General features: G+C 49.7%; 18 protein-coding genes and 1 other RNA gene (1 of these 19 only partly in view). 15 read left to right on the forward strand and 4 right to left on the reverse strand.

The annotated features are described in order from the left end of the window. Positions 1 to 5: 5 nt before the first annotated feature. The 3 genes from cyoA to ACN6MW_RS14800 all read right to left on the reverse strand — a co-directional run bounded on the left by cyoA (position 6) and on the right by ACN6MW_RS14800 (position 3,866). Positions 6 to 1,016: a ubiquinol oxidase subunit II gene (gene cyoA / locus ACN6MW_RS14790; RefSeq protein WP_419876036.1), complete on the reverse strand. Its 1,011-nt coding sequence runs from the start codon at positions 1,014 to 1,016 to the stop codon at positions 6 to 8. Positions 1,017 to 1,300: 284 nt separating this feature from the next. Then, on the reverse strand, positions 1,301 to 1,582 hold the full coding sequence (locus tag ACN6MW_RS14795) for a hypothetical protein (protein WP_364144695.1): 282 nt from the start codon (positions 1,580 to 1,582) through the stop codon (positions 1,301 to 1,303). A 181-nt stretch (positions 1,583 to 1,763) separates the two neighbouring features. Further along, positions 1,764 to 3,866, reverse strand: coding sequence for a transglycosylase domain-containing protein (locus ACN6MW_RS14800; protein ID WP_419876037.1), 2,103 nt, complete (start codon positions 3,864 to 3,866; stop codon positions 1,764 to 1,766). Positions 3,867 to 4,209: 343 nt separating this feature from the next. On the opposite strand from ACN6MW_RS14800, the gene speE reads away from it, so the two are divergent. The 5 genes from speE (at position 4,210) to argS (ending at position 9,132) form a co-directional block, all read left to right on the forward strand. Then, the gene (gene speE, locus ACN6MW_RS14805; protein WP_053373276.1) at positions 4,210 to 5,037 is read left to right on the forward strand and encodes a polyamine aminopropyltransferase; all 828 of its coding nucleotides are present in this window, start codon (positions 4,210 to 4,212) and stop codon (positions 5,035 to 5,037) included. A 36-nt stretch (positions 5,038 to 5,073) separates the two neighbouring features. Next, the gene (gene speB / locus ACN6MW_RS14810; protein WP_076271583.1) at positions 5,074 to 5,943 is read left to right on the forward strand and encodes an agmatinase; all 870 of its coding nucleotides are present in this window, start codon (positions 5,074 to 5,076) and stop codon (positions 5,941 to 5,943) included. Positions 5,944 to 6,393: 450 nt separating this feature from the next. Further along, positions 6,394 to 6,903: a DNA-deoxyinosine glycosylase gene (locus ACN6MW_RS14815; protein ID WP_419876038.1), complete on the forward strand. Its 510-nt coding sequence runs from the start codon at positions 6,394 to 6,396 to the stop codon at positions 6,901 to 6,903. A 79-nt stretch (positions 6,904 to 6,982) separates the two neighbouring features. Beyond that, positions 6,983 to 7,453, forward strand: a complete 471-nt coding sequence (locus ACN6MW_RS14820) for a DUF1934 domain-containing protein (RefSeq protein WP_419876039.1) — start codon at positions 6,983 to 6,985, stop codon at positions 7,451 to 7,453. After that, on the forward strand, positions 7,453 to 9,132 hold the full coding sequence (gene argS, locus ACN6MW_RS14825; RefSeq protein WP_419876040.1) for an arginine--tRNA ligase: 1,680 nt from the start codon (positions 7,453 to 7,455) through the stop codon (positions 9,130 to 9,132). The genes ACN6MW_RS14820 and argS overlap by 1 nt, the downstream gene beginning before the upstream one ends. Before the next feature lie 30 nt (positions 9,133 to 9,162). On the opposite strand, the gene ACN6MW_RS14830 is transcribed toward argS, so the two are convergent. After that, positions 9,163 to 10,296 (reverse strand): S8 family peptidase, encoded by a 1,134-nt coding sequence (locus tag ACN6MW_RS14830; RefSeq protein WP_364144665.1) that lies wholly within the window; start codon positions 10,294 to 10,296, stop codon positions 9,163 to 9,165. Positions 10,297 to 10,756: 460 nt separating this feature from the next. Between ACN6MW_RS14830 and rpoE the strand changes: the two genes are divergently transcribed. From rpoE to dnaX, 10 genes are all read left to right on the forward strand, one after another. Further along, the gene (rpoE, locus tag ACN6MW_RS14835) at positions 10,757 to 11,332 is read left to right on the forward strand and encodes a DNA-directed RNA polymerase subunit delta (RefSeq protein ID WP_364144663.1); all 576 of its coding nucleotides are present in this window, start codon (positions 10,757 to 10,759) and stop codon (positions 11,330 to 11,332) included. A gap of 476 nt (positions 11,333 to 11,808) precedes the next feature. Next, a complete protein-coding gene (locus tag ACN6MW_RS14840) occupies positions 11,809 to 13,410 on the forward strand; it encodes a CTP synthase (protein WP_419876041.1) in 1,602 nt (533 codons plus the stop codon). Between the two features lie 158 nt (positions 13,411 to 13,568). Then, a complete protein-coding gene (locus ACN6MW_RS14845) occupies positions 13,569 to 13,967 on the forward strand; it encodes a response regulator (RefSeq protein WP_419876042.1) in 399 nt (132 codons plus the stop codon). A 484-nt stretch (positions 13,968 to 14,451) separates the two neighbouring features. Beyond that, on the forward strand, positions 14,452 to 15,714 hold the full coding sequence (locus ACN6MW_RS14850) for a UDP-N-acetylglucosamine 1-carboxyvinyltransferase (protein ID WP_419876043.1): 1,263 nt from the start codon (positions 14,452 to 14,454) through the stop codon (positions 15,712 to 15,714). A 123-nt stretch (positions 15,715 to 15,837) separates the two neighbouring features. After that, positions 15,838 to 17,172, forward strand: coding sequence for a transcription termination factor Rho (rho, locus tag ACN6MW_RS14855; protein WP_364144646.1), 1,335 nt, complete (start codon positions 15,838 to 15,840; stop codon positions 17,170 to 17,172). A gap of 21 nt (positions 17,173 to 17,193) precedes the next feature. Then, positions 17,194 to 18,447, forward strand: coding sequence for a radical SAM protein (locus tag ACN6MW_RS14860; RefSeq protein WP_419876044.1), 1,254 nt, complete (start codon positions 17,194 to 17,196; stop codon positions 18,445 to 18,447). A gap of 143 nt (positions 18,448 to 18,590) precedes the next feature. Continuing rightward, positions 18,591 to 18,788 carry a 50S ribosomal protein L31 gene (gene rpmE / locus ACN6MW_RS14865; protein ID WP_053373265.1) on the forward strand — a complete coding sequence of 66 codons (198 nt, stop codon included), beginning with the start codon at positions 18,591 to 18,593 and terminating at the stop codon, positions 18,786 to 18,788. 83 nt (positions 18,789 to 18,871) lie between these two features. Next, positions 18,872 to 19,291 carry a hypothetical protein gene (locus ACN6MW_RS14870; protein WP_419876045.1) on the forward strand — a complete coding sequence of 140 codons (420 nt, stop codon included), beginning with the start codon at positions 18,872 to 18,874 and terminating at the stop codon, positions 19,289 to 19,291. Between the two features lie 72 nt (positions 19,292 to 19,363). Next, an RNA gene (gene ffs / locus ACN6MW_RS14875) (signal recognition particle sRNA large type) lies at positions 19,364 to 19,631 on the forward strand. 221 nt (positions 19,632 to 19,852) lie between these two features. After that, positions 19,853 to 21,642, forward strand: the 5' portion of a protein-coding gene (gene dnaX, locus ACN6MW_RS14880) for a DNA polymerase III subunit gamma/tau (protein WP_419876046.1). Its footprint extends 4 nt past the window's final position; 1,790 of the gene's 1,794 nt are visible here — the first part of the coding sequence; its start codon is at positions 19,853 to 19,855; its stop codon lies off the right edge, out of view.

Consider the following 21,642-nt stretch of genomic DNA (forward strand, 5'->3'; position numbering starts at 1 on the left):
GCGGGTTAATGGCCCGCATGGTTATGAACCGTCGATTCAGTGTTACTGGCATTATGGTTATGCGTCTCGCTCTCGGTCTCGGTCGAACCCGCCGGAGAGGCTTGCTCGTCAGCGGTTGCGGCAGAATCTTCTTCCGTGCTGCCATGATGCTGATGTGCACTGCCTCCGCCGTTCACATATTGCGTGACTACTTTATTGAATAATCCTTCAGGGAAGCTGGAGAACAGCTGTACGTCCGAAGCGCCAGGCTCAGTCAGTTTCTCAAAGCCCGCCATGGTAAGCTCGGGAGAGGTTGCCTTAACCTCGTCAATCCATGCTTTATAATTCTCTTCGGTGGTGGCGTCCACTTTGAACGTCATTTGCGCAAAATCCTTGCCCGTGAAGTTCGCTCCGGAGCCGTAATAGCTGCCTTGTTCATCGGCTTGCAGGAAAAGGGTCATGGCCATGCCCGACATGGAATAAATTTGTCCGCCAAGCTGCGGAACCCAGAAGGAGTTCATGGCTGTATCGGAAGTTAATTGAAACTTAATCGGCACATCTTCCGGTATTTTAATGTAATTGACGGTTGCGATATCTTCTTCCGGATATTTGAATAACCATTTCCAGTCCAGCGAGGTTACTTGGATCGTAATTGGCGCTTTAGCCGATTCAATCGGTTTGGATGGCTCCAACGCATACGTGTATTTAACGGTGACGATTGCCAAGATGAGGATCGCAACAATCGGAATGCTCCACCAGGTAATCTCAAGCTTCGTGCTGTGCTCCCAGTTTGGTTTATAGGAAGCTTTGCTGCCGGGCTTATCGCGGTACCGCCAGACGATAACAGCTGTCAGGATGAGTACGGGAACGATAATAACCGCGCATAGAATGGTTGAAAAATAAATCAAATCTTTCTGAGACTCGCCGATAGGCCCTTTTGGATCGAGCACGATAAATTGCTCGCCGCAGCCGGTAAGCATAACGGCCATTAGCATAATGAATACGGGTGTCAGCACACGAAGAAACGGTCTCATCATCAGTTCAACTCCTCAAAATTACTGCTTACGACTACAATAGCAGATCCGCAAGGGAATAACTGCGGGGTTAACAATTACGTCAATAATTCGTCTTTTTTCTGTAATAGAAAGTTCACGGCTTAGACAACTGTTACATTTAGGAACATCGCCGCATCTAATACCCTGCCTTATCATTACCCAAAGATCGAATGGGCGTACCATTAAAAGCAAATAGACAGCCCCATTCGGATAGTATCCGAGCGGGGCTGTCTATTTGTTTCTTGAGATAGGGGCAGTATTTGCCGTTATTGTTGATTGGAATCGTTCGACTGCTGCTCTTGGTTCAGGCGGGCATGGACCAAGCCGATCGCTGTGCCGATAACATAAATATGAACGCTGCCGATTAGAAATCCGATGCCGACCATAAGTCCAACATTTTGATCGCTGAAATGGCTTAAATTGACTAGGCTAAGTAAAACGCCAACGGCTAAAACGACCCAAGCGATCGCAGTCATTGCTTTGACAAGACGCTTGACATCTGATTTTGAATGCTGAACGTGGCTTATTGTTGCTGTTTTTGTTGTCATATTGAACACTCCCGATTAATTGTAAGTGTTTTCTTATGTTTACTATACCACAACATTATGCTTTTGTTCAAAGAAAATTCACTTTTTGATCATAAATCGGACAAAAATGTGCAGAGGTCACGAAGGCATCATCGGCGGCAGAAGGGAGGCGGCCTTTGAAATCATCAAGGGCCGCTGCTCTTTAGTCTGTCCACCAACGCTTTAAGTCACTCCACCAAGAGCCTTTTCCTGTCCCGTTTTTACCGTCTTTGTCGGCGCCGCCTTCGCCGGCAGCGGCAGGCTCGCCGCAAACCTCGGTAGGCTCCGTTCCGCTTAAGAAGGCCTCCAGACGCCTATTCGGACAGCTTCCTTCCGCAAGCTTGCCGCTCGTCGGATCGATATATACGCTGACGACCCCTTCGGGGATCGGGAAAATCTTCGGCGGTATGGCTGCGAGCGCCTGTTCGGTGAACTTAGCGAAGATCGGCGCTGCGCGATAAGCTTCGGCAACCGTAAGTTTACGATCCTTGTCATAGCCGACCCATACGGCGGTGGCAAGCTCAGGCGTATAGCCGACCAGCCAGGCATCGGTAGGCGTCGTGCCTGTTTTTCCCGCGACGGGGCGCTTAATCATGGAAGACACCCGAAATGCGGTGCCGCCTTCTTCAAATACGCTTTCCATTAAGCTGGTCATGACATAGGCTTCCGCAGCGGTCACGGCTTGCTCGGCTTGCTGCTTCGCTTCATATAATACCTGTCCTTTACGGTCCTCGATACGGATAATCGCAATCGGCTCGGCATGAATGCCGCCGTTCGCGAATGTGCCGAAAGCGGATGCCATTTCGAACGGGCTGACCGGAAAGGTGCCAAGCGCCAGCGAAGGTACAGGCTGCATGGGACTGTCTATTCCGAGCTTCCTGGCGGTCTCAATCACTTTGTCGGCGCCAACGGTCATAATGGTATTGACCGCATAAATATTATCCGAGCTTGCCAGCGCCTTCCGCATGTCAATGAGCTCATTCAAGTATTTATCGCCATAGTTATGCGGCTCGTAGGTTTTACGCCCTTCATCGTAGGTGAACACGGTCGGCTCGCTCATATAGCGGGTTACCGGCGACATGAACCCGCTCTGCAAAGCCGTTAAATACAAGAAGGGCTTAAAGGAGGAGCCGGGCTGGCGTGTTTTGGCAAAAACGCGGTTATATTGGTTTTGCTTATAGTTTCTGCCGCCGACCATCGCTTTGATATACCCGTTGCGCGGATCGATGGCGATAAGCGCCGCTTGCTGCTCCGAGCTCTCCGGGATCCCTTCCGCAATGACCTCCTCCGCCGTTGCTTGCGCTTCCGGATCCAGTGTCGTATAAATCGTAATGCCGCCCTCGTTCAGCAAATGCTCATCGATGCCAAGCTTGTCCACGGCGATGTACCGGATATAATCTCGGAAATACGGAGCAAACCCCTCCTGCGAGCCGGAGCCGAGCGTTTGGAAATCCAACACCTCCGCATAAGCTGCGTCTGCCTGTTCGGATGTAATGGAGCCGCCCTCAAGCATGGCTTGCAAAATCGTAAGCTGGCGGTCTTTGGCGTTTTTCATATTCAGGTAGGGGGAATAATACTTCGGCCCCTTCGGAATGCCTGCCAGCATGGCGCTTTCCGCCAATGAGAGCTCGGAGGCATGCTTATTGAAATACATCATGGCCGCGGCTTCGATGCCGTAAGAGCCATGCCCGTAATAAATTTGATTCAAATACATGCCGAGTATTTCGTCCTTGGAGTAGCTCATCTCAAGCTGAACGGTGTACATCGCTTCCTTCATTTTGCGCTGCCAGGTACGCTCATGCGTCAAATAAAGATTGCGCGCCAGCTGCTGCGTGAGCGTGCTCGCGCCCTGCCGGGCGGAGAAGCTTTGGACGTTGACCATCACGGCGCGGGCCATTCCTTTGACATCGAAGCCGCGATGGTCGTAGAACCGCCTGTCCTCAATCGCTAAAGTCGCTTCGATGACGTAATGCGAGATGTCGGAGAGCTGTACGGAACGGCGGTTTTCTCCGGCGTGAAAGGTGTCGATGACATTCCCTTGCAAATCGATCATCTGCGAGGTTTGGCTAATGGCGGTGACTGGCAGCGATTGCGTGCGCAAATAGATGAGCGTGCCGGCCATGATAAGCAAGAATAGGGTGAACGCCGCTATGGACCAGCGCAGCCATCTTTTCATTTTCAGAACATGGGGAAGGAACCTTTCAGTTATATAGGGTATAGCAGGCTGGCGTCGCGGCTTCCCCTGCCGGTTAGATGATTTTTTCATGGAGCGGGCTCCCTTCCGTGCAAACTTCGCTTTTCCTTAGTATGGAAAAACAAGGAACTTACTATTCAAGAATAGCCGTCGATTGCCTAAATATTTGGCTGCTTCTGTAGAAAATGGTTGTTTATCGTCAGAGGGGGAAACCGCGATGCGGTTTGCGAAGGATAATTGCGAAGCGCGGGTGTTATGCTACAGAAGATATAATCATCTTAGAAAAATCAATGGATATATGGAAAAACCGTTCAAAATACATTAACATGGTAGTCGCTGCTGAACACTTGTAGTAGGGGTATAATTTTACTATAATACAGGTTGAACGATTGAAGGAAAGAAGGGATTTTACGACATGGAATTGTGGTATACGGAAAAACAAACAGACAGCTTCGGCATTACGGCGAAGATTACTAAAACTTATGTTAATGAACAAACGGATTTTCAACAGCTGGATATGATCGAAACCGAAGAATTCGGAACGATGCTTGTGCTTGACGGCATGGTTATGACAACGGTTAAGGATGAGTTCGTTTACCACGAGATGGTTGCGCATCCTGTTCTTTTCACGCATCCGAATCCGGAGTACGTGCTGGTTGTAGGCGGCGGAGACGGCGGCGTCATTCGCGAAGTCATGAAACACCCTAAGGTAAAAAAGGCTGTACTTGTCGATATCGACGGTAAAGTAATCGAGTACTCCAAAAAATACTTGCCATCCATCGCTGGCGAGCTCGACAACCCGCGCGTTGAAGTGCTTGTAAACGACGGCTTTATGCATATTCATGATCATAAAAATACGTACGATGTTATCATGGTTGATTCTACGGAGCCAGTAGGCCCTGCTGCCAACCTCTTTACCAAAGGCTTCTACCAAGGCATTTACGAATCCTTGAAGGAAGATGGCATCTTCGTTGCGCAAACGGATAATCCTTGGTTCAAGGCTGACCTGATCCAAAGCGTAAATAAAGACGTGAAGGAAGTATTCCCGATCGTTCGTGTTTACGGCGCGAACATTCCAACTTACCCGAGCGGTCTGTGGACGTTCACGATGGGCAGCAAAAAGTACGATCCGACTGCTGTTGACGAAACGGCAATCCCGGAAATCGATACGAAATATTATACGCCGCGTCTTCACAAGGCTGCATTCGTGCTGCCTAAATTCGTAGAAGATCTTATTAAGTAACAAGCGGCTACGCTATAGAAGGAGAGGACAAGCCTCATGAAATTGGATCAAAAATATTCGGGCAATGTCTTCATTCTGAGTTCGGACAATTATGAAGCTTCCAAAGCGGTTATCTACGGCATGCCGATGGATTTCACGGTCAGCTTCCGTCCGGGCTCCCGATTCGGCCCCCCGCGCATCCGCGAAGTGTCGATCGGACTCGAAGAATACAGCCCTTACTTAGACCGCAGCCTTGAGGATATCGAATATTTCGATGCCGGCGATTTGCTGCTGCCTTTCGGCAACGCGGCGCGCAGTCTGGAAATCATCGGCGAATTCGTTCGCGGCGTTCTGGACGATGGCAAAATCCCTGTTGGACTCGGCGGCGAGCATTTGGTTTCTTGGCCGATTTTCCAAGAGGTGTACAAGAAGTACCCTGATCTTGCGATCATTCACTTCGACGCTCACGCTGATCTGCGCGAGTCGTATGAAGGCGAGCCGTTGTCGCACTCCACGCCGCTGCGCAAAGCAGCTGGTTTAATGGGCGGACAGAACATCTACCAATTCGGTATTCGTTCGGGTTCCCGCGAGGAATGGCAGTATGCGCGCGAGAACATCAACTTTCACCCGTTTGAGGTTCTGGAGCCGTTGAAAAAGGTGCTTCCAGAGCTTGAGGGCCGTCCGGTTTATTTGACTATCGATATCGATGTGCTTGATCCATCCGCGGCGCCTGGTACAGGTACGGCGGAAGCGGGCGGCATCACATCGAAGGAGCTTATCGAATCGGTGCATGCCATCGCTCGTTCCGGCGTGAATATCGTCGGCTTTGACCTCGTTGAGGTTGCGCCGGCTTATGATCCGACAGAGCAAACGCAGATCGTAGCGGCTAAGGTCATCCGCGAGATGCTGCTCGGTTTCTTGAAATAGCATTTGTTACAGGCGTAAACGGCCGTCGCCATCCATTGGCGGCATAAGCTCGTTTCACGGTGAAATAGAAGAAATCAAATAAAGGCTTCGCTGCCAGCGGTAATCATCCCGCTTGGCGGCGAAGCCTTTTTTGGTGATGAAGCAGAGCATACGCTAGTTAGGGCTGCCGCGCTGCATTAGGGCAATATAGCTGGTTTAGGCGGTTCAAACTGCTGATTTTGCTTTAGTATGGTCAATAAGGAGTTTGCTGTGCCAGCAGCGGCTCCAAGGCTGTTGTGAGAAGATGAGGAACGCTTCCCGGCGATTAAGGTAAGTTCCCGATGCGCAAACTACGATGTAGCCCAAAGACCGGTATCCGGCGGCCTTCATGTGCTAAATGAAGCATCCGGGCCTGCATGGAATTCGATTTTGTCGAAATATCAAACTAATTCATATATTGGAGGATGTTTTATGCGCATATATTCGTTTCCGCCCGTTATTGATGATCGCGCGCGCGTGCTGATCTTAGGGACGGCGCCCAGCGTGAAATCACTGGAGCACCAGCAATTTTACGCACATCCGCAAAACTTTATGTGGCGGATTATTTACCGTTTGTTTAACGATTCCGACATGGATCCCGTATATGAAAACCGCCTTGCTTTTCTGAAGGAGCATCGCCTGGCTCTGTGGGACGTAATGGAGTCCTGTGAGCGGGAAGGCAGCTTGGACGTGAATATTCGCGCGGAGGTGCCTCAGAAATTGCCGGATCTTGTTGCCGATTACCCCGGGCTGCGCTGCTTTGCTTTTAACGGAGCCAAGGCTTACGACACCTTTCATAAGTTTTACGGCGGGCATGACAGTTTTCAGCATATCACGCTGTTGAAGCTTCCTTCATCGAGTCCGATACCTACGCCGAAAATGAGAACACTGGAGGATCGGGTAGAGGCGTGGCGGGTAATTGTGCCGTACGCTGCAACTTAACCGTGCTCTAGCGTTGAAATTAAGAGGCTTCCTGTATATAGTAGTTACATAAGATTAGACTGATAACAGGAGCAAGAGGATGGCTGAGAACAGGAAAGTGCGAATTACTTTGGAGAGCGTGCAGGACGGAAGCTCGCACATTCACGTTTATAAAGGCGAATGGTTCCGCAAGGAGCGGTCGATTTATATTCGCTACAGCGAGCCGGCGGTAGAAGGCGACCCAAAGTCCGGAGAAGTGCGTACGCTTGTCAAATACCGCCTGGGCGAGCTGTCCATCATGCGCCGAGGCGTGATTGAATCGGAACAGCTGTTTGTGCCGGGACTTAGGCGTACGGGACGATACGATTCGTCGATGACGTCATTTTCGCTTGAAACGGATACGATGCGGCTATCCCTGCTGCTCCCGGATGGCGACGGCGTGAACACGGCTGCGGAGACCTTGCCGGAGCAGCTGCCATTTACGCTGGAGTGGGAGTACGAAATGCACGTAGATGAACAAATGTCGGGCCGTTTCCATATTCGGCTCCATATACAGGAGGAAATAAATTAATGAGTGCAAACGTATTAGAGAAAATGTACGAGCAGGTGAAGGCGGCCATCGCGGATGCAGCAGTAGCAGCAGGCTTGGCGGCGCGGGAAGAGCTTCCTGCTTTCGTCATTGAAGTGCCGAAGGACAAATCGCATGGGGATTTGGCAACGAATGCAGCTATGCAGCTGACTAAGCTTGCGAAGAAGAATCCCCGTCAGATTGCGGAAGCGATCGTAGCGAACTTGGATACGAAAAAAGCGTCCATTCAATCCGCAGAGATTGCTGGTCCGGGCTTTATCAACTTCCGCATGGACAACAGCTACCTTTATCCGGTAGTAAGTGCTGCAATCGAGGCCGGCGAAAACTACGGGCGGACGTTAGACGGCAACGGCAAGCGCGTTCAGGTAGAGTTCGTCAGCGCAAACCCGACAGGCAGCCTGCATCTTGGGCATGCGCGCGGCGCGGCTGTGGGCGACGCATTGTGTAACGTGCTGGATTACGCGGGTTACGATGTTACGCGCGAATACTATATCAATGATGCCGGCAAACAGGTAGAGAATCTGGCTGTGTCCATCGAGGCCCGTTACCGCCAGGCGCTTGGACAAGCTGCTGAAATGCCGGAAGACGGTTATTATGGCGAGGATATTATCGGCTTTGCCCAGCTGCTCGTCGAGCAAGAGGGAGATAAGCTGTTGGAGCTTCCCGATAAGGAACGGTTTACGTTTTTCCGCCAGTTCGGTTTGGAGCGCGAGCTCGACAAGATCAAACGCGATCTCGGAAGATTCCGCGTAGGCTTCGATGTTTGGTACAGCGAGACTGCGCTTTATGAGAGCGGCCAAGTGGAGCAGGGCCTTGAAGCTCTAAAAGCAACAGGGCATGTCTATGAAGAAGAAGGCGCGACGTGGCTGTCTACGATGACCTTTGGCGATGACAAAAACCGCGTCCTTGTGAAAAATGACGGCTCTTATACGTATTTGACGCCGGATATCGCTTACCACCGCGACAAATACGGCCGCGGCTTCGATCAAATGATCAACATTTGGGGCGCCGATCACCATGGGTATATCCCACGCGTGAAAGCGGCTATGGAGGCGCTCGGCAACGATCCGAAGAAATTGACCGTGCTCATTGCGCAAATGGTCAGCTTGTTCCAAAACGGCGAAAAAATGAAAATGTCCAAGCGTACGGGTAAAGCCGTTACGATGGAGGATTTGATGGACGAGGTTGGCATCGATGCGATTCGTTACTTCTTCTCCATGCGGAGCATGGATTCGCATCTTGATTTCGATATGGATCTCGCCATTTCTACGTCAAATGAAAACCCGGTATTCTATGTGCAATATGCGCATGCAAGGATTTGCAGCATTTTCAGGCAGGCGGAGGAACAAGGATTAGTGCTTAATGCTGCTGACAGCATCGATTTCAGCAAGCTGACTGCGGAAGGCGAGTTCGATCTTCTTCGCAAGATCGGCGAGCTGCCGCAGGAAATCTCGGAAGCGGCTGCGCAATATGCACCGCATCGCCTTATCCGTTATGTATATGAGCTCGCGTCCCAGTTCCACAGCTATTACAGAGCGGAGCGGGTGATTACGGAGGATGCCGAGCAATCGCAGGCCCGGCTTGCCTTGCTTGCAGCCGTGCGTATCTCGATTGCTAATGTGCTTCGTCTTGTCGGCGTTTCTGCTCCCGAGCGTATGTAAGCTCCCGTTTCATAAAAATAAGCCGTGGAATCATGCCTTATCCACGGCTTGCATCATACGCATCACATCAAGCTCGCCGATCGTTCGGCGGGCTTTGCTGCCCCTTAGAGACTGCACGGAGCGTTTAATAATGGCCTTGATCTCGGCAGGCGTTAAACCTGGCTTATGCGCGAGCAACAGCGCAATCGCTCCGCTGACATGCGAGGTAGCCATGGATGTGCCGCTCATTTCGTTATATTTGCCGCGGAGCCAAGCCGAAATGATTTTGTCGCCCGGCGCATAGACATCGATATATGCGCCGCGATTGCTGAACGGGGCAACGCGGCGGAGCTTGTTGGTTGCTCCGACAGCAATCGTCTGCGGATAGCGAGCCGGGTAATCGACAGAGCGCCGCTTCCCGTCGTTGCCGGAGGAAGCGACGATGATGATCCCGGCGTTGTGGGCATTTATGACGGCTCCAAGCAGGGCTTTGCTGCGGGTCTTCATGCCGAAGCTCATGTTAATCACATTCATGCGATTGCGAATGCACCACTCGATACCGAGAATAATGTCGGAGACGAAGGCGCTCCCATTATGGTCGAAGGCTTTGACGGGCGATACCAATGCACGGGGCGCAACACCGATCATCCCCTGGAGCTGATTGGCTGCCGCAATGGTTCCTGCAATATGCGTGCCGTGACCGTTATCGTCATGCGGGAGCATGCTGCGATTCAGCAAGTTGATGCCTCGCGAGAGCGAATGCTGAAGATCGGGATGGCTGAAATCAACCCCCGTATCGATGACGCCGACCTTTATCCGATGGCCGGTCGTGGTGCTCCATGCTTGCGGAGCTTTGATTTGATTGACGCCCCAAGGTATGCCTTTATCAACGACAATCGATTTTTGCGTAGAAGAATGAACGCTTATTTTGCAGTCCTTTTCAATCCATATACGTCCCGAGAACCGCTCTAACGTTTCCTCGGCCGGCAATCTGCAAGCTATTCCAAGAATGCTGGGCATTTTTCTGATGCTTTTTTGTGGCGACGACGAAGCGACCTGAGGCATTTGCTGTAGGAAGTATCGGTAGTCGCTCGCACGCTGAAAACGAATGATTCGTTTTACAGTCGTTTTGTCCGTGCAAGCCATCGTATCCTGCAACAAGCGGATAAAAGCGACGGTGTCCAAACTTGGCTTCCCCTCCCGACGGACCATGCTGCACTATTGTATGACCAAGCGCTCGTTATCGCATGAGCCACTTGCCTTTTTTCGCATAAATAGGCAGCAAACGGTGTCAAAAATCGCCCGTGTACATACGATGAACAAAGAGTTCTCAGGGGCTCTTACGTCCAAGGTACGTTACCTCGTGTCATGGCCGGATGGATACAGTCAAAGCGGAAGGATTATCCTTTCGCTTTTTGCATTTAAGTCCAAGCTGTGCCGGAGCAATCGGGGCCGCTTGCTTTTTTGGAGGAAATAGGTTTTACTATACTTTGACTAGCGTAATCGACGGATGCCATCCTCTGGCACGATCCGCTCGCTGCGCAATGAAATGTGAGCGGTGTATAAGAGGACAACGTACACGATCCTTGCATTTTGAAGGAATGAACGAGTACATAATTTGATTGGCAAGAGAGGATGTGTCCATATGAGCAGCAGCAATTTTACGTTAAAGCTGGATCCTGAACGTATGAAGGAAATGCCTATGGTCGATTTGGCCTTTGAAGTGCTGAAAGCGGCTAATACGCCTTACTACTATCGCGATCTTATGATGGAGATCGCTAAAATACGCGGTCTTTCCGCAGACGGAATCAACCAGTTCATCGCACAGGTTTATACGGAAATCAACATTGACGGCCGTTTTGCTTGCGTCGGCAGCAATATGTGGGGACTGAAGCGCTGGTATCCGGTTGAACGTTCCGAGGATCCTGTTGGCAATGCGAAGCGCACACGTATCATCAACGACGACGATGATCTTGAGGATGACGATGTGTTTGCGGACGAAGAAGAGGATACTTACGCAGAGGCTGAAGAAGACTATGACGTGTTCGATGAGGACCGTGAGGACTTCGAAGAAGCGGAAGAGGAAGCGGAAGTTGACGAGGAAGTCGGCATTGATGACGAGGAGCTGGACGAAGAAGAAGTCGACGGCGAATTGGACGCGGATGACGATGATTCGGATGACGAGGATTTTGAGGATGAAGAAGAGAATGACGGCAAGTAGTTTGCTGAATGGCTAAGGCCGAATCAACAAGCTTATACGTTGTCTTCCTTTTTCATCCACGGTGGTACGAGCTCCAGCCGAATAAATGGCAGCGGTGCACCGATCATCCTGTCAGTTTCGCTTGACAGGTGCTGCAAGCGCGGAGTAAACTATCTCATGGGCTAAAGATTCGGTTAACAAATAATGCATACAAGCGTGTACGACTGCTGCCGTCTTATCGCGGTAGAGACTCGTCGCGCGCTGAAATATAAGCGCAGTATGATGGCAAAGTTGTGCTTGCTTATATTTTTATATATGCCAAAAAAGGAAAAGTGCCCCGTTGCTACGGGTGTCACTTTTTTTGTTTGTGAGGGATGGGTCTGTAGGATGCATTTCCACAAACTGGATGGATGGGCAGAGTGTATCCGCATCCATGTTTATCGAGTAAATGGGCAAACCTAAACATTAACCATAGGAGCTTGGAGGGTATCATCACAGTGACCAAATATATATTTGTAACCGGCGGCGTAGTGTCGTCTTTGGGCAAAGGGATTACAGCAGCCTCGCTCGGCCGATTGCTGAAGAACAGAGGCCTCAAAGTAACGATTCAGAAGTTTGATCCTTACATTAACGTGGACCCGGGAACGATGAGTCCATATCAGCACGGTGAAGTATTCGTTACCGATGACGGTGCGGAAACGGATCTGGATCTAGGTCACTATGAACGGTTCATCGATATTAACCTTTCGAAGAACAATAACGTGACGTCCGGCAAAATCTATTCCAACGTGATTACCAAAGAACGTCGCGGCGACTACTTGGGTGGAACCGTTCAGGTTATTCCGCATATTACGAATGAAATCAAGGATCGTGTATTCCGCGCGGGCAAAGAGGCGGGATCGGATGTTGTCATTACAGAAATCGGCGGTACCGTAGGCGACATTGAGAGCTTGCCTTTCCTTGAAGCCATCCGTCAAATCAAGAGCGATATCGGACGCGACAATGTGATGTACATTCATGTTACGCTCATTCCTTATATCAAAGCTGCAGGCGAAGTGAAAACGAAGCCGACTCAGCACAGCGTTAAGGAACTGCGCAGCATCGGCATTCAGCCGAACGTTATTGTCTGCCGTACGGAGCATCCGCTTGCCGAAGACTTGAAACGCAAGATCGGTTTGTTCTGCGATATCGATGCAAATGCAGTCGTAGAATGCCGCGATGCATCCACCTTGTATGAGGTGCCTTTGATGCTTCGCGAAGAAGGTCTTGACGAGATTGTCGTTAACCATCTCAAGCTAAAAACCGAACAGCCGGACATGCGCGAATGGGAAGAACTGGTTAAGCGCGTTAAATCGCTCCATAAGAAAACGGAGATTGCTATCGTAGGTAAATACGTTGCCTTGCACGATGCTTATCTCAGCATTGTGGAATCGCTCGAGCATGCGGGTATTGCATCGGATTCGGAAGTGAAAATCCGCTGGCTGCATGCCGATGAGCTAACGGACGAGAATGTGGATGAGCAGCTGCAAGGCGTTCATGGCATTCTTGTGCCAGGCGGCTTCGGCGATCGCGGTATCGAAGGCAAGATTACGGCAATCAAATATGCGCGCGAGAAAAAAATTCCATTCTTCGGTATCTGCTTAGGTATGCAGGTGGCTGTCATTGAATATGCCCGCAACGTTGCGGGACTTGCGGGTGCGAATAGCTCGGAAATTAATTCGTCCACTCCTTATCCGGTCATCGATTTGCTGCCGGATCAGAAGGACATTGAAGATATGGGCGGTACGATGCGCTTGGGTCTATATCCTTGCAAGCTGAAGTCCGAAACCCTTGCTGCGCGGGAGTATGGAGACGAGCTTGTTTACGAGCGTCACCGTCATCGTTATGAATTTAACAATGAGTACCGTGAAGCGATTGAATCAGCCGGTCTGACGATTTCCGGAACTTCACCGGACGGACGTCTGGTGGAAATGGTAGAAATGGCTGATCACCCATGGTTCTTGGCTGTTCAATTCCATCCGGAATTCACTTCAAGACCGAATCGCCCGCAGCCGTTGTTCCGCGGATTCGTACAAGCTGCGCTTAACTATTCGGAGTAATTTTTGAGCCATTTCTATCAATGACATATTCTATAACAACACCTGATAAGTTTTTCTCGCCGAGAGAAGGATTATATACCCACTTTAGCGAATATATTAACGATTATGGAAGAGTTGGCCATTTTCAAGGGTAAACTCAGTCGCGGGGGGATTTGGAGTTGGATAAGAAGAAAGTATTGATCGTTGATGATCAGAACGGTATTCGCGTGTTGCTAATGGAAGTTTTCAGCAGCGAGGGCTACAATACGTTCCAAGCGTCTAATGGCAAGCTGGCTTTGGAAATCGTGAAAAACGAGGCTCCTGATCTTGTGCTGCTGGATATGAAAATTCCTGGCATGGATGGTTTGGAAATTTTGAAGCATGTCAAAACGATCGATCGCAACATCAAAGTCATCATGATGACGGCTTACGGTGAACTCGATATGATCAAAGAAGCGACGGATCTTGGCGCATTAATGCACTTTACGAAGCCATTCGACATCGATGAGATGCGGATTGCGGTAAATATGCAGCTGCGCGGCGGAAACTCCGCAAGTCGCTTTGCAATAGGCTCCTAAATTCAGCTAATAAACGGCATCGTCGCTTGCTTGAAGACGGTGTCGTTTTTTTCATTTCCTGGAAGCAGTAAACAAGCTTTAGTATTTCAAGCCCCAATATGTTATAATGGCTCAGAATGACAAGTCGGAACAGACATATGCATGAACGTTCCGTTTGAAGAATTCCTTAGTCCATCACAGCTGGCGCAGGCAAACCAACGTAATTACAGAAATCAAAGCGGCTTATACGTGACCTGTTCGTGAAGACCATTCATTTAACAGTGAAGTATTCGATCCGCGCAAATACACGACGCCTGCTCGCAATGCGATGAAGGCTGTTATCTGTTGTCCAAGAAATATCCGTTTGTTCGGAAGCAACAACCAAGCGTAATAACAGGAGCAAAGGAACTAAACCGCCTCTAAATGGGCAATCGGGTACAAAGCTCGCTTGCTTTGGCGGTTCTTCCTTTATTCTCTTCCAATCTACGGGAGGAAATATAATTAGATGGAGAAATTGATGATACGCGGCGGACGGCCGCTTCGCGGTACTGTACAGATCAGCGGGGCGAAGAACAGCGCGGTTGCGCTTGTACCTGCTGCCATTTTGGCAGAATCAGAAGTTGTGCTGGATAACTTGCCGATTATAAGCGATGTAGCTGTTTACAGCGAAATTTTGCAAGAACTTGGCGCAGTCGTCAAGCGTGACGGCGACATGATGCGCATTGACCCCTCGGAACTTGTCTCTAAGGCCATGCCGAATGGAAAAGTAAAGCTGCTTCGTGCCTCATATTATCTAATGGGCGCAATGCTCGGCAGGTTTGGAGAAGCGACGATAGGTATGCCTGGCGGCTGCAATTTTGAGCCGAGGCCGATTGACCAACATATTAAAGGGTTTGAAGCATTGGGCGCTACGGTAACCAATGATCACGGTTCGATTCGAATTTTCGCCAAGGAGCTGCGCGGAGCGAAAATTTATCTCGATGTATCGAGTGTCGGAGCTACCATTAACATTATGCTTGCGGCCTCCCGGGCCAAAGGATTAACGATTATCGAAAACGCGGCAAAAGAGCCTGAAATTATAGATGTAGCTACTCTCCTAAATGCCATGGGCGCAAAAATCAAAGGTGCTGGAACCGAGACGATTCGTATTGAAGGAGTCGACCGGCTTCACGGCTGCCGACATTCCATTATTCCTGATCGTATTCAAGCCGGCACGTATATGATTGCCGCTGCTGCAACCCGCGGCGATGTCCTTATTGATAATGTTATTCCTAAGCACTTGGAAGCCATGACGGCTAAGCTTGAAGAGATGGGTGTTCAAGTCATCGAAATGGATGAATCCATCCGAATTATTGGCCGGCCCGAATATACAGCAATCGATGTGAAGGCACTTGTATATCCAGGATTTCCTACCGACCTTCAATCCCCAATGACGACCTTGCTGACGCAAGCAAACGGAGTCAGCATACTGTCGGATTACGTTTATGGCACTCGATTCAAGCATGTTCCCGAGCTCTCTCGGATGGGAGCCAACATTCGCGTTGAAGGCCGCTCGGCAGTTATCGAGGGCGGAAAGCTCAATGCGGCTAAAGTAAAAGCTGCCGATTTGCGCGCAGGCGCGGCGCTTGTTGTTGCCGCTCTGACGGTTGACGAAGGCGTTACCGAAATATCAGGTGTCGAATATATTGACCGAGGTTATGATAATCTAGTAGAAAATCTATGCCGGTTGGGTGCTGAAGTGTGGCGTGAAACGGAAGCCTCATCCTAAGGAGTAGGACGATGCGGGCGCTGTGGAATAGACGGCGCCTAATTCGGCAATGCTGTTTAATCAGTCCTATGATTTTACTAGATATACAAAATCATAATGAAAATTGAATAAAGTGGTGAGAATATGACAGACCTTCAGATCGCGGATCTAGAAGAGATGAAATTGACTGATCTATACAAATTAGCGAAGCAATTTCAAGTTCCCTATTACGGAACGCTAAAGAAGAAGGAATTAATTTTTGCCATTCTACGTGCACAGGCTGAGAAGAGCGGTCTTATGTTTATGGAAGGCGTGCTCGATATTTTATCGGAAGGCTTCGGATTTTTACGGCCTATTAACTATCTGCCGAGCAAGGAAGATATTTATATTTCGGCATCGCAAATTCGCAGGTTCGATTTAAGGAGCGGAGATCTTGTATCCGGCAAATGCCGACCGCCAAAAGAAAATGAGCGTTACTTTGGTTTGCTGCAGGTCAACGCCGTAAATGGCGAAAACCCTGAAACGGCTTCGGAACGACTGCATTTTCCTGCGCTTACTCCTCTTTATCCAGAAAAGAAGCTGGTTCTTGAGACGACATCGTCGAAGCTTTCCACTCGCATGATGGATTTGCTCGCTCCTGTAGGACTTGGACAACGCGGCTTGATCGTTGCTCCTCCGAAGACGGGTAAGACATTGCTGCTCAAAGAAATCGCCCACAGTATTTCAGAAAACCGTCCCGATATCAAATTGTTTGTCCTGCTCATAGATGAGCGTCCCGAGGAAGTTACGGATATGCAGCGCTCTGTTAAAGGCGAGGTTATTGCCTCCACATTCGACGAGCTGCCGGAAAATCATATTAAAGTAGCTGAGCTGGTACTTGAAAGAGCTCTTCGCCTTGTTGAACACAAGAAGGATGTTGTTATCTTGATGGATAGTATCACCCGACTTGCAAGGGCGTATAACTTGGTTATTCCTCCATCTGGACGTACGCTGAGCGGCGGTATCGATCCTGCGGCGTTCCATCGTCCAAAACGGTTCTTTGGTTCGGCCCGGAACGTTGAAGAGGGCGGCAGCTTGACGATTCTCGCGACTGCGCTAATCGAGACGGGCTCGCGTATGGATGATATCATTTATGAAGAATTTAAAGGTACGGGCAACATGGAGCTTCATCTTGACCGCAAGCTCTCCGAGCGACGTATTTTCCCGGCTCTTGATTTGCGCAGATCCGGTACGAGACGCGAAGAGATGCTGCTTACGAAGGAAGAGCTTGAGAAGGTTTGGGCCATCCGCAGAGGAATGACGGATACGCCGGACTATGTCGATAATTTCTTGAAAAAACTTAAAGACAGCGAGAATAACGAACAGTTTCTCATGTCTCTTGATACAACGGTAGAAGCGAAGCCGGAGCGGTCCGGCATCAAGAGCAGTACGACAACGACCAGCAGGCGTCCGGCGCCAAGAACCACGCACGGTTCGTAAGACCGCAGGAAGGAGAACAACATGAATCTCGTATATGCGGATGAAAAAGGAAATGTATTTGATCACCCCGATTTTATAGCCCTTGGCAGAAGTGGCGATATGATTGTGGAAATTATGGAGGAGGAATTGATTCCTCTTCCTAACGGAGCGACATTAGTGAGCTTGCCGTTCACTAGGCCAATCGGACTTAATCCGGAGACGGGCGAGATGCAAATGCTTCCCGGCGGAGCGCAAGCGGTTGGCGCCTTGCTGCCGCAAGGCTTCACCCGTTTATGCTTGCCTGGATATGTAAAAGCAGACAAGAATGAAAAGCTCCCTCTTTTCGGCTATACGGCTGTCGTATGGAAGGATGGGAACTTCTACGTAACGGCTGAGCAGTGCGATGATCCGGAGAGATGGGATCCGCTTAATTGCGACCGAGGCGAGTTAGGCATTCAAGTCGAGCGCTTGCTTGCCAAATACCCAGAGAATCGTCTTTATAAGCATCTTTCCAATTGCGCTTTAGGCTATGAGTGCCTGACCTCCTCCAATACGTTTCTTGGAAGATGGGAAGGAGCTGTTCCAGTATCCTATTCATGCAACGCTGGCTGCTTTGGCTGCATATCGGAGCAACCGGATGACAGCGGCTTTGTCGCTCCTCAAACACGGATGAACTTCAAGCCAACGGTCGATGAGGTTGTTGAAATTATGCTGGAGCATCTGCGCGAGCCGGAGTCGATTATCAGCTTTGGACAAGGCTGTGAAGGCGAACCTTCCACGCAAGCCAAAATTATAGTAGAGGCGATGCAGCGTGTGCGCAGCCAGACCTCGCTTGGTTACATTAACATTAACACCAACGCAGGTTTGACGGATTACATGCGCGCCATCGTTGATGCCGGCCTTAATCTCATGCGTGTCAGCACAATTAGCGCGCTCGACGACCACTATAATGCTTATTACAAGCCGCGGGGATATACATTGAAGAATGTCGAGAAGTCGCTGAAGTATGCTTCTGATAATGGAGTATATACTTCTATTAACTACTTGATTTTCCCAGGTGTTACCGATCGCGAGGAAGAAATCGAAGCGATGATCGGATTTGTGAAGCGTACGGGCTTGAAACTTATTCAAATGCGAAATCTGAATATCGACCCGGAGAGCTACTTGGCGATTATTCCAAAGGCGCAGGGCGAGATTTATGGAATGAAGCAAATGCTTGAGATTTTCCGCGAGGAGCTTCCGGATGTCGTGATTGGCTCTTACACGCATGTTCCGCCAGCTGCATTGCTTCGTTAAAAATTCCAATATCGGTAAATGGAGCTAATATTGACATATGAGCGATAATTCATTGCAACTACAAAAGAGTTCATGCTATAATCTAAGGTGTGTGATTTAACTCTGAGTCCGCATGCGATTCAGGGCAGAAAGAGGTGAACGAGATGAAACAAGCTATTCATCCGACATACCACATCATTACAGCAACTTGCGCTTGTGGAAATTCCTTCGAGACAGGTTCGATTAAACCGAGCCTTCGCGTAGAGGTTTGTTCCCAATGCCACCCATTCTACACGGGTAAGCAAAAGTTCCTGGATGCTGGCGGTCGCGTCGATCGTTTCAAGAAGAAATACGGCATTTAATCCAACAAATCGTTCCGCCTTTATTTGGCAGAATACAAGAGCCTCCCTCAGCCATCCTATTGGTTAGAAGGGAGGTTTTTTGATTGCATAAGAAACGGTTCGATTTTTCCAGACCATTGTTTATATGTCGAATTTCCATGATGGCGCTCTGCATACTGTTGTTAGCCGTAACGCTTTCGGCATGTGGGAATGGCGAACAGGATAATTTGAAAACCTACGGCCACGACGGATATATGGGGTATTCCAACAGTAACCCAAACTTGCCGAATCGCCATCAATACCTTAACTATAACGCCGACGGCAAGATGATTGAACAAGTGCTGGAGCCTATTGCCGGCATTGAGCATACGCAAATTTATTTTAATGGAACGGATCTGCACGTAAATTTAGACGTAGATGATTCTATGTCCGATGGTCAAATCGAGCAGCTGCGCGCGAAGGCACAGTCTGTTGTTCAGTATAATATGCCGCGGTATAGGGTGCATGTGGAAACGAAAAGGTAATCGGCAGTAATCGGTTTCCAATTCGGTTGTACGAGTTGCGCTTTGTAACGGAATCAGCTATACTTGTTTTTACCGTGCTAGATGGGGAGGTAGCGGTGCCCTGTAACTCGCAATCCGCTGTAGCGAGGTTGAATTCCTACTTGAGGTTATGCTGATGTAGGGTCTGGCACTTGCGAGCAGTGTTGACAGTTGGGTCCTCCGCAATGGACGTTTGTGAACCCGGTCAGGTCCGGAAGGAAGCAGCCATAAGCAAATTAGTTCATGTGCCGGGGGAGTGCCTGACTCGAGCTGTAGTGCAAGGATGCCGCCTGGGTCGCATTTATCAGGAGTAGGTGCACGGTACTTAAAGATAATTACAATAACAAAAAGTAGCACCTGTTGACGCTGTTCGATTTTAATCGGAAATGGCGGATGCAGGTGTTTTTGTGTATTGGGCTTTTATATTTTACTAGAATGGGATATCAGCGGGCAAAAGAAAGTTTTGCTTGCTACATAGTTGTTGTATAATAAGGGTAGAGCAATTTATTGTAACGAAAAGGCAAGTTGAAAGGAAAGGTCTGCGTGTCACATATCGCTTTATACCGTGCCTGGCGTCCGCAGACGTTTCGGGACATGGTTGGACAACAGCATATTATTCAAACGCTGCAGAATTCCATACGCGAACAACGCGTTTCGCATGCTTATCTTTTTAACGGGCCCCGGGGAACGGGAAAGACAAGTGCCGCGAAGATTCTAGCGAAGGCGGTTAACTGCGAACGCGGTCCGGCTGAAGAGCCTTGTAATGAATGCGATGCTTGCATAGGGATTACCGCGGGACATATTATGGATGTAATCGAGATCGATGCCGCATCCAATCGCGGGATTGATGAAATACGCGATATTCGCGATAAAGTGCGTTATGCGCCTTCGGAAGTGCGATACAAGGTTTATATCATAGATGAAGTACATATGCTTACGGCCGAGGCATTCAATGCTTTGTTGAAGACATTGGAGGAGCCGCCGGGGCATGTGATTTTTATCTTGGCGACGACCGAACCGCATAAGCTGCCGGCGACGATTATATCCCGCTGTCAACGTTTCGATTTCAGGCAGGTATCGCTCGAAGAGCAGGCAGAGCATTTGCTTAAAATTTGTCTTGAAGAGGGCATAGAGGCCGAGAAGGATGCAATTGCTTATATCGCAAGACTATCCGAAGGCGGCATGCGCGATGCAATAAGCTTGCTCGAGCAGGTTTCTGCCTTTGCCGGCAACCGCATCACGCTTGAAGCGGCGGTCGATGTAACCGGCGGAATGGCGGCTGATCATTTTTATCAGCTGGCCGAGGCGGTCAAGGATCGTAACGTGTCTGCCATCATGCCGCTTGTGGAAAGCTTGATGCAAGCCGGCAAAAGCGCGGATAAATGTATGGAAAATTTAATTTATTATTTCCGTGATTTGCTCGTTATGAAGCTTGCGCCGCAGGGCGGTGCAGTTACGGAACGTATTGTGGATCCGGAGCGCTTCAAAATGATGGCCGAAGCTTTTACGCCTTCACGGCTGTTTGCGATGATCGATACGCTCAATCGTTATCAAGTTGAGCTGAAGCATGCTTCGCAGCCGCAAACTTTGTTTGAGGTGGCGCTGATGAAGCTTTGCACTCTAGGCGACGAGCAACCGGCTAATGGAGCGGCATCTGCAAATGCAGCTTCCTCGCCTTCGAGCGGTGCTCAATCCGCCGAAGTAGGGCGTTTGCGGCAGCAGGTTGAAGCGCTTGAACGCAAGCTCGAACAGGCTATACAAAATGGAGTGGCTGGCGGAGGCCAAACGTCTTCGGACAATGGGGCTAGCAAGCAAGCTGCCCGCACCAATGCGGTTCGCACTTCATTCGGAGGCTCAGGCGGTATTGCAAGATCAACTGTTAAGCTGGAACCTTATTTAGCGACAGCCGGGAGTCCGGAATTCAATCAAGTCCGCATGAAGTGGAATGATGTGCTGCAAGGCGTGAAGGATGCCAAAATAACCGTTCACGCTTGGTTGAAGGACGGCGAGCCAGTCGCATCGGCTGATGATGCCATCCTTGTAGCTTTTAAGAACACAATGCACCGTGAAACCACCGAAAAACCAGCAAATCGTGATATTATTGAGAAGGTAATGCATGACGTGCTTGGAGGTCAATTCCGGATTGTAACGGTCATGATGAAGGATTGGCAGGCGGCGGCGCAGGGAGCCAGCGAACAGAAGAGCGAGACGCTCCAGCTCGAGCCTGAGTCATCAAACGCCCCTAACTCGCCACAAACGCCAAACAGACCCGTATGGGTGGAAGAGGCCGTAAAGCTTTTTGGCGAAGACCTGGTAGTTGTGAAGGACAACGA

This window comes from Pristimantibacillus sp. PTI5, assembly GCF_048572955.1.
Taxonomy (GTDB): domain Bacteria; phylum Bacillota; class Bacilli; order Paenibacillales; family Paenibacillaceae; genus Pristimantibacillus.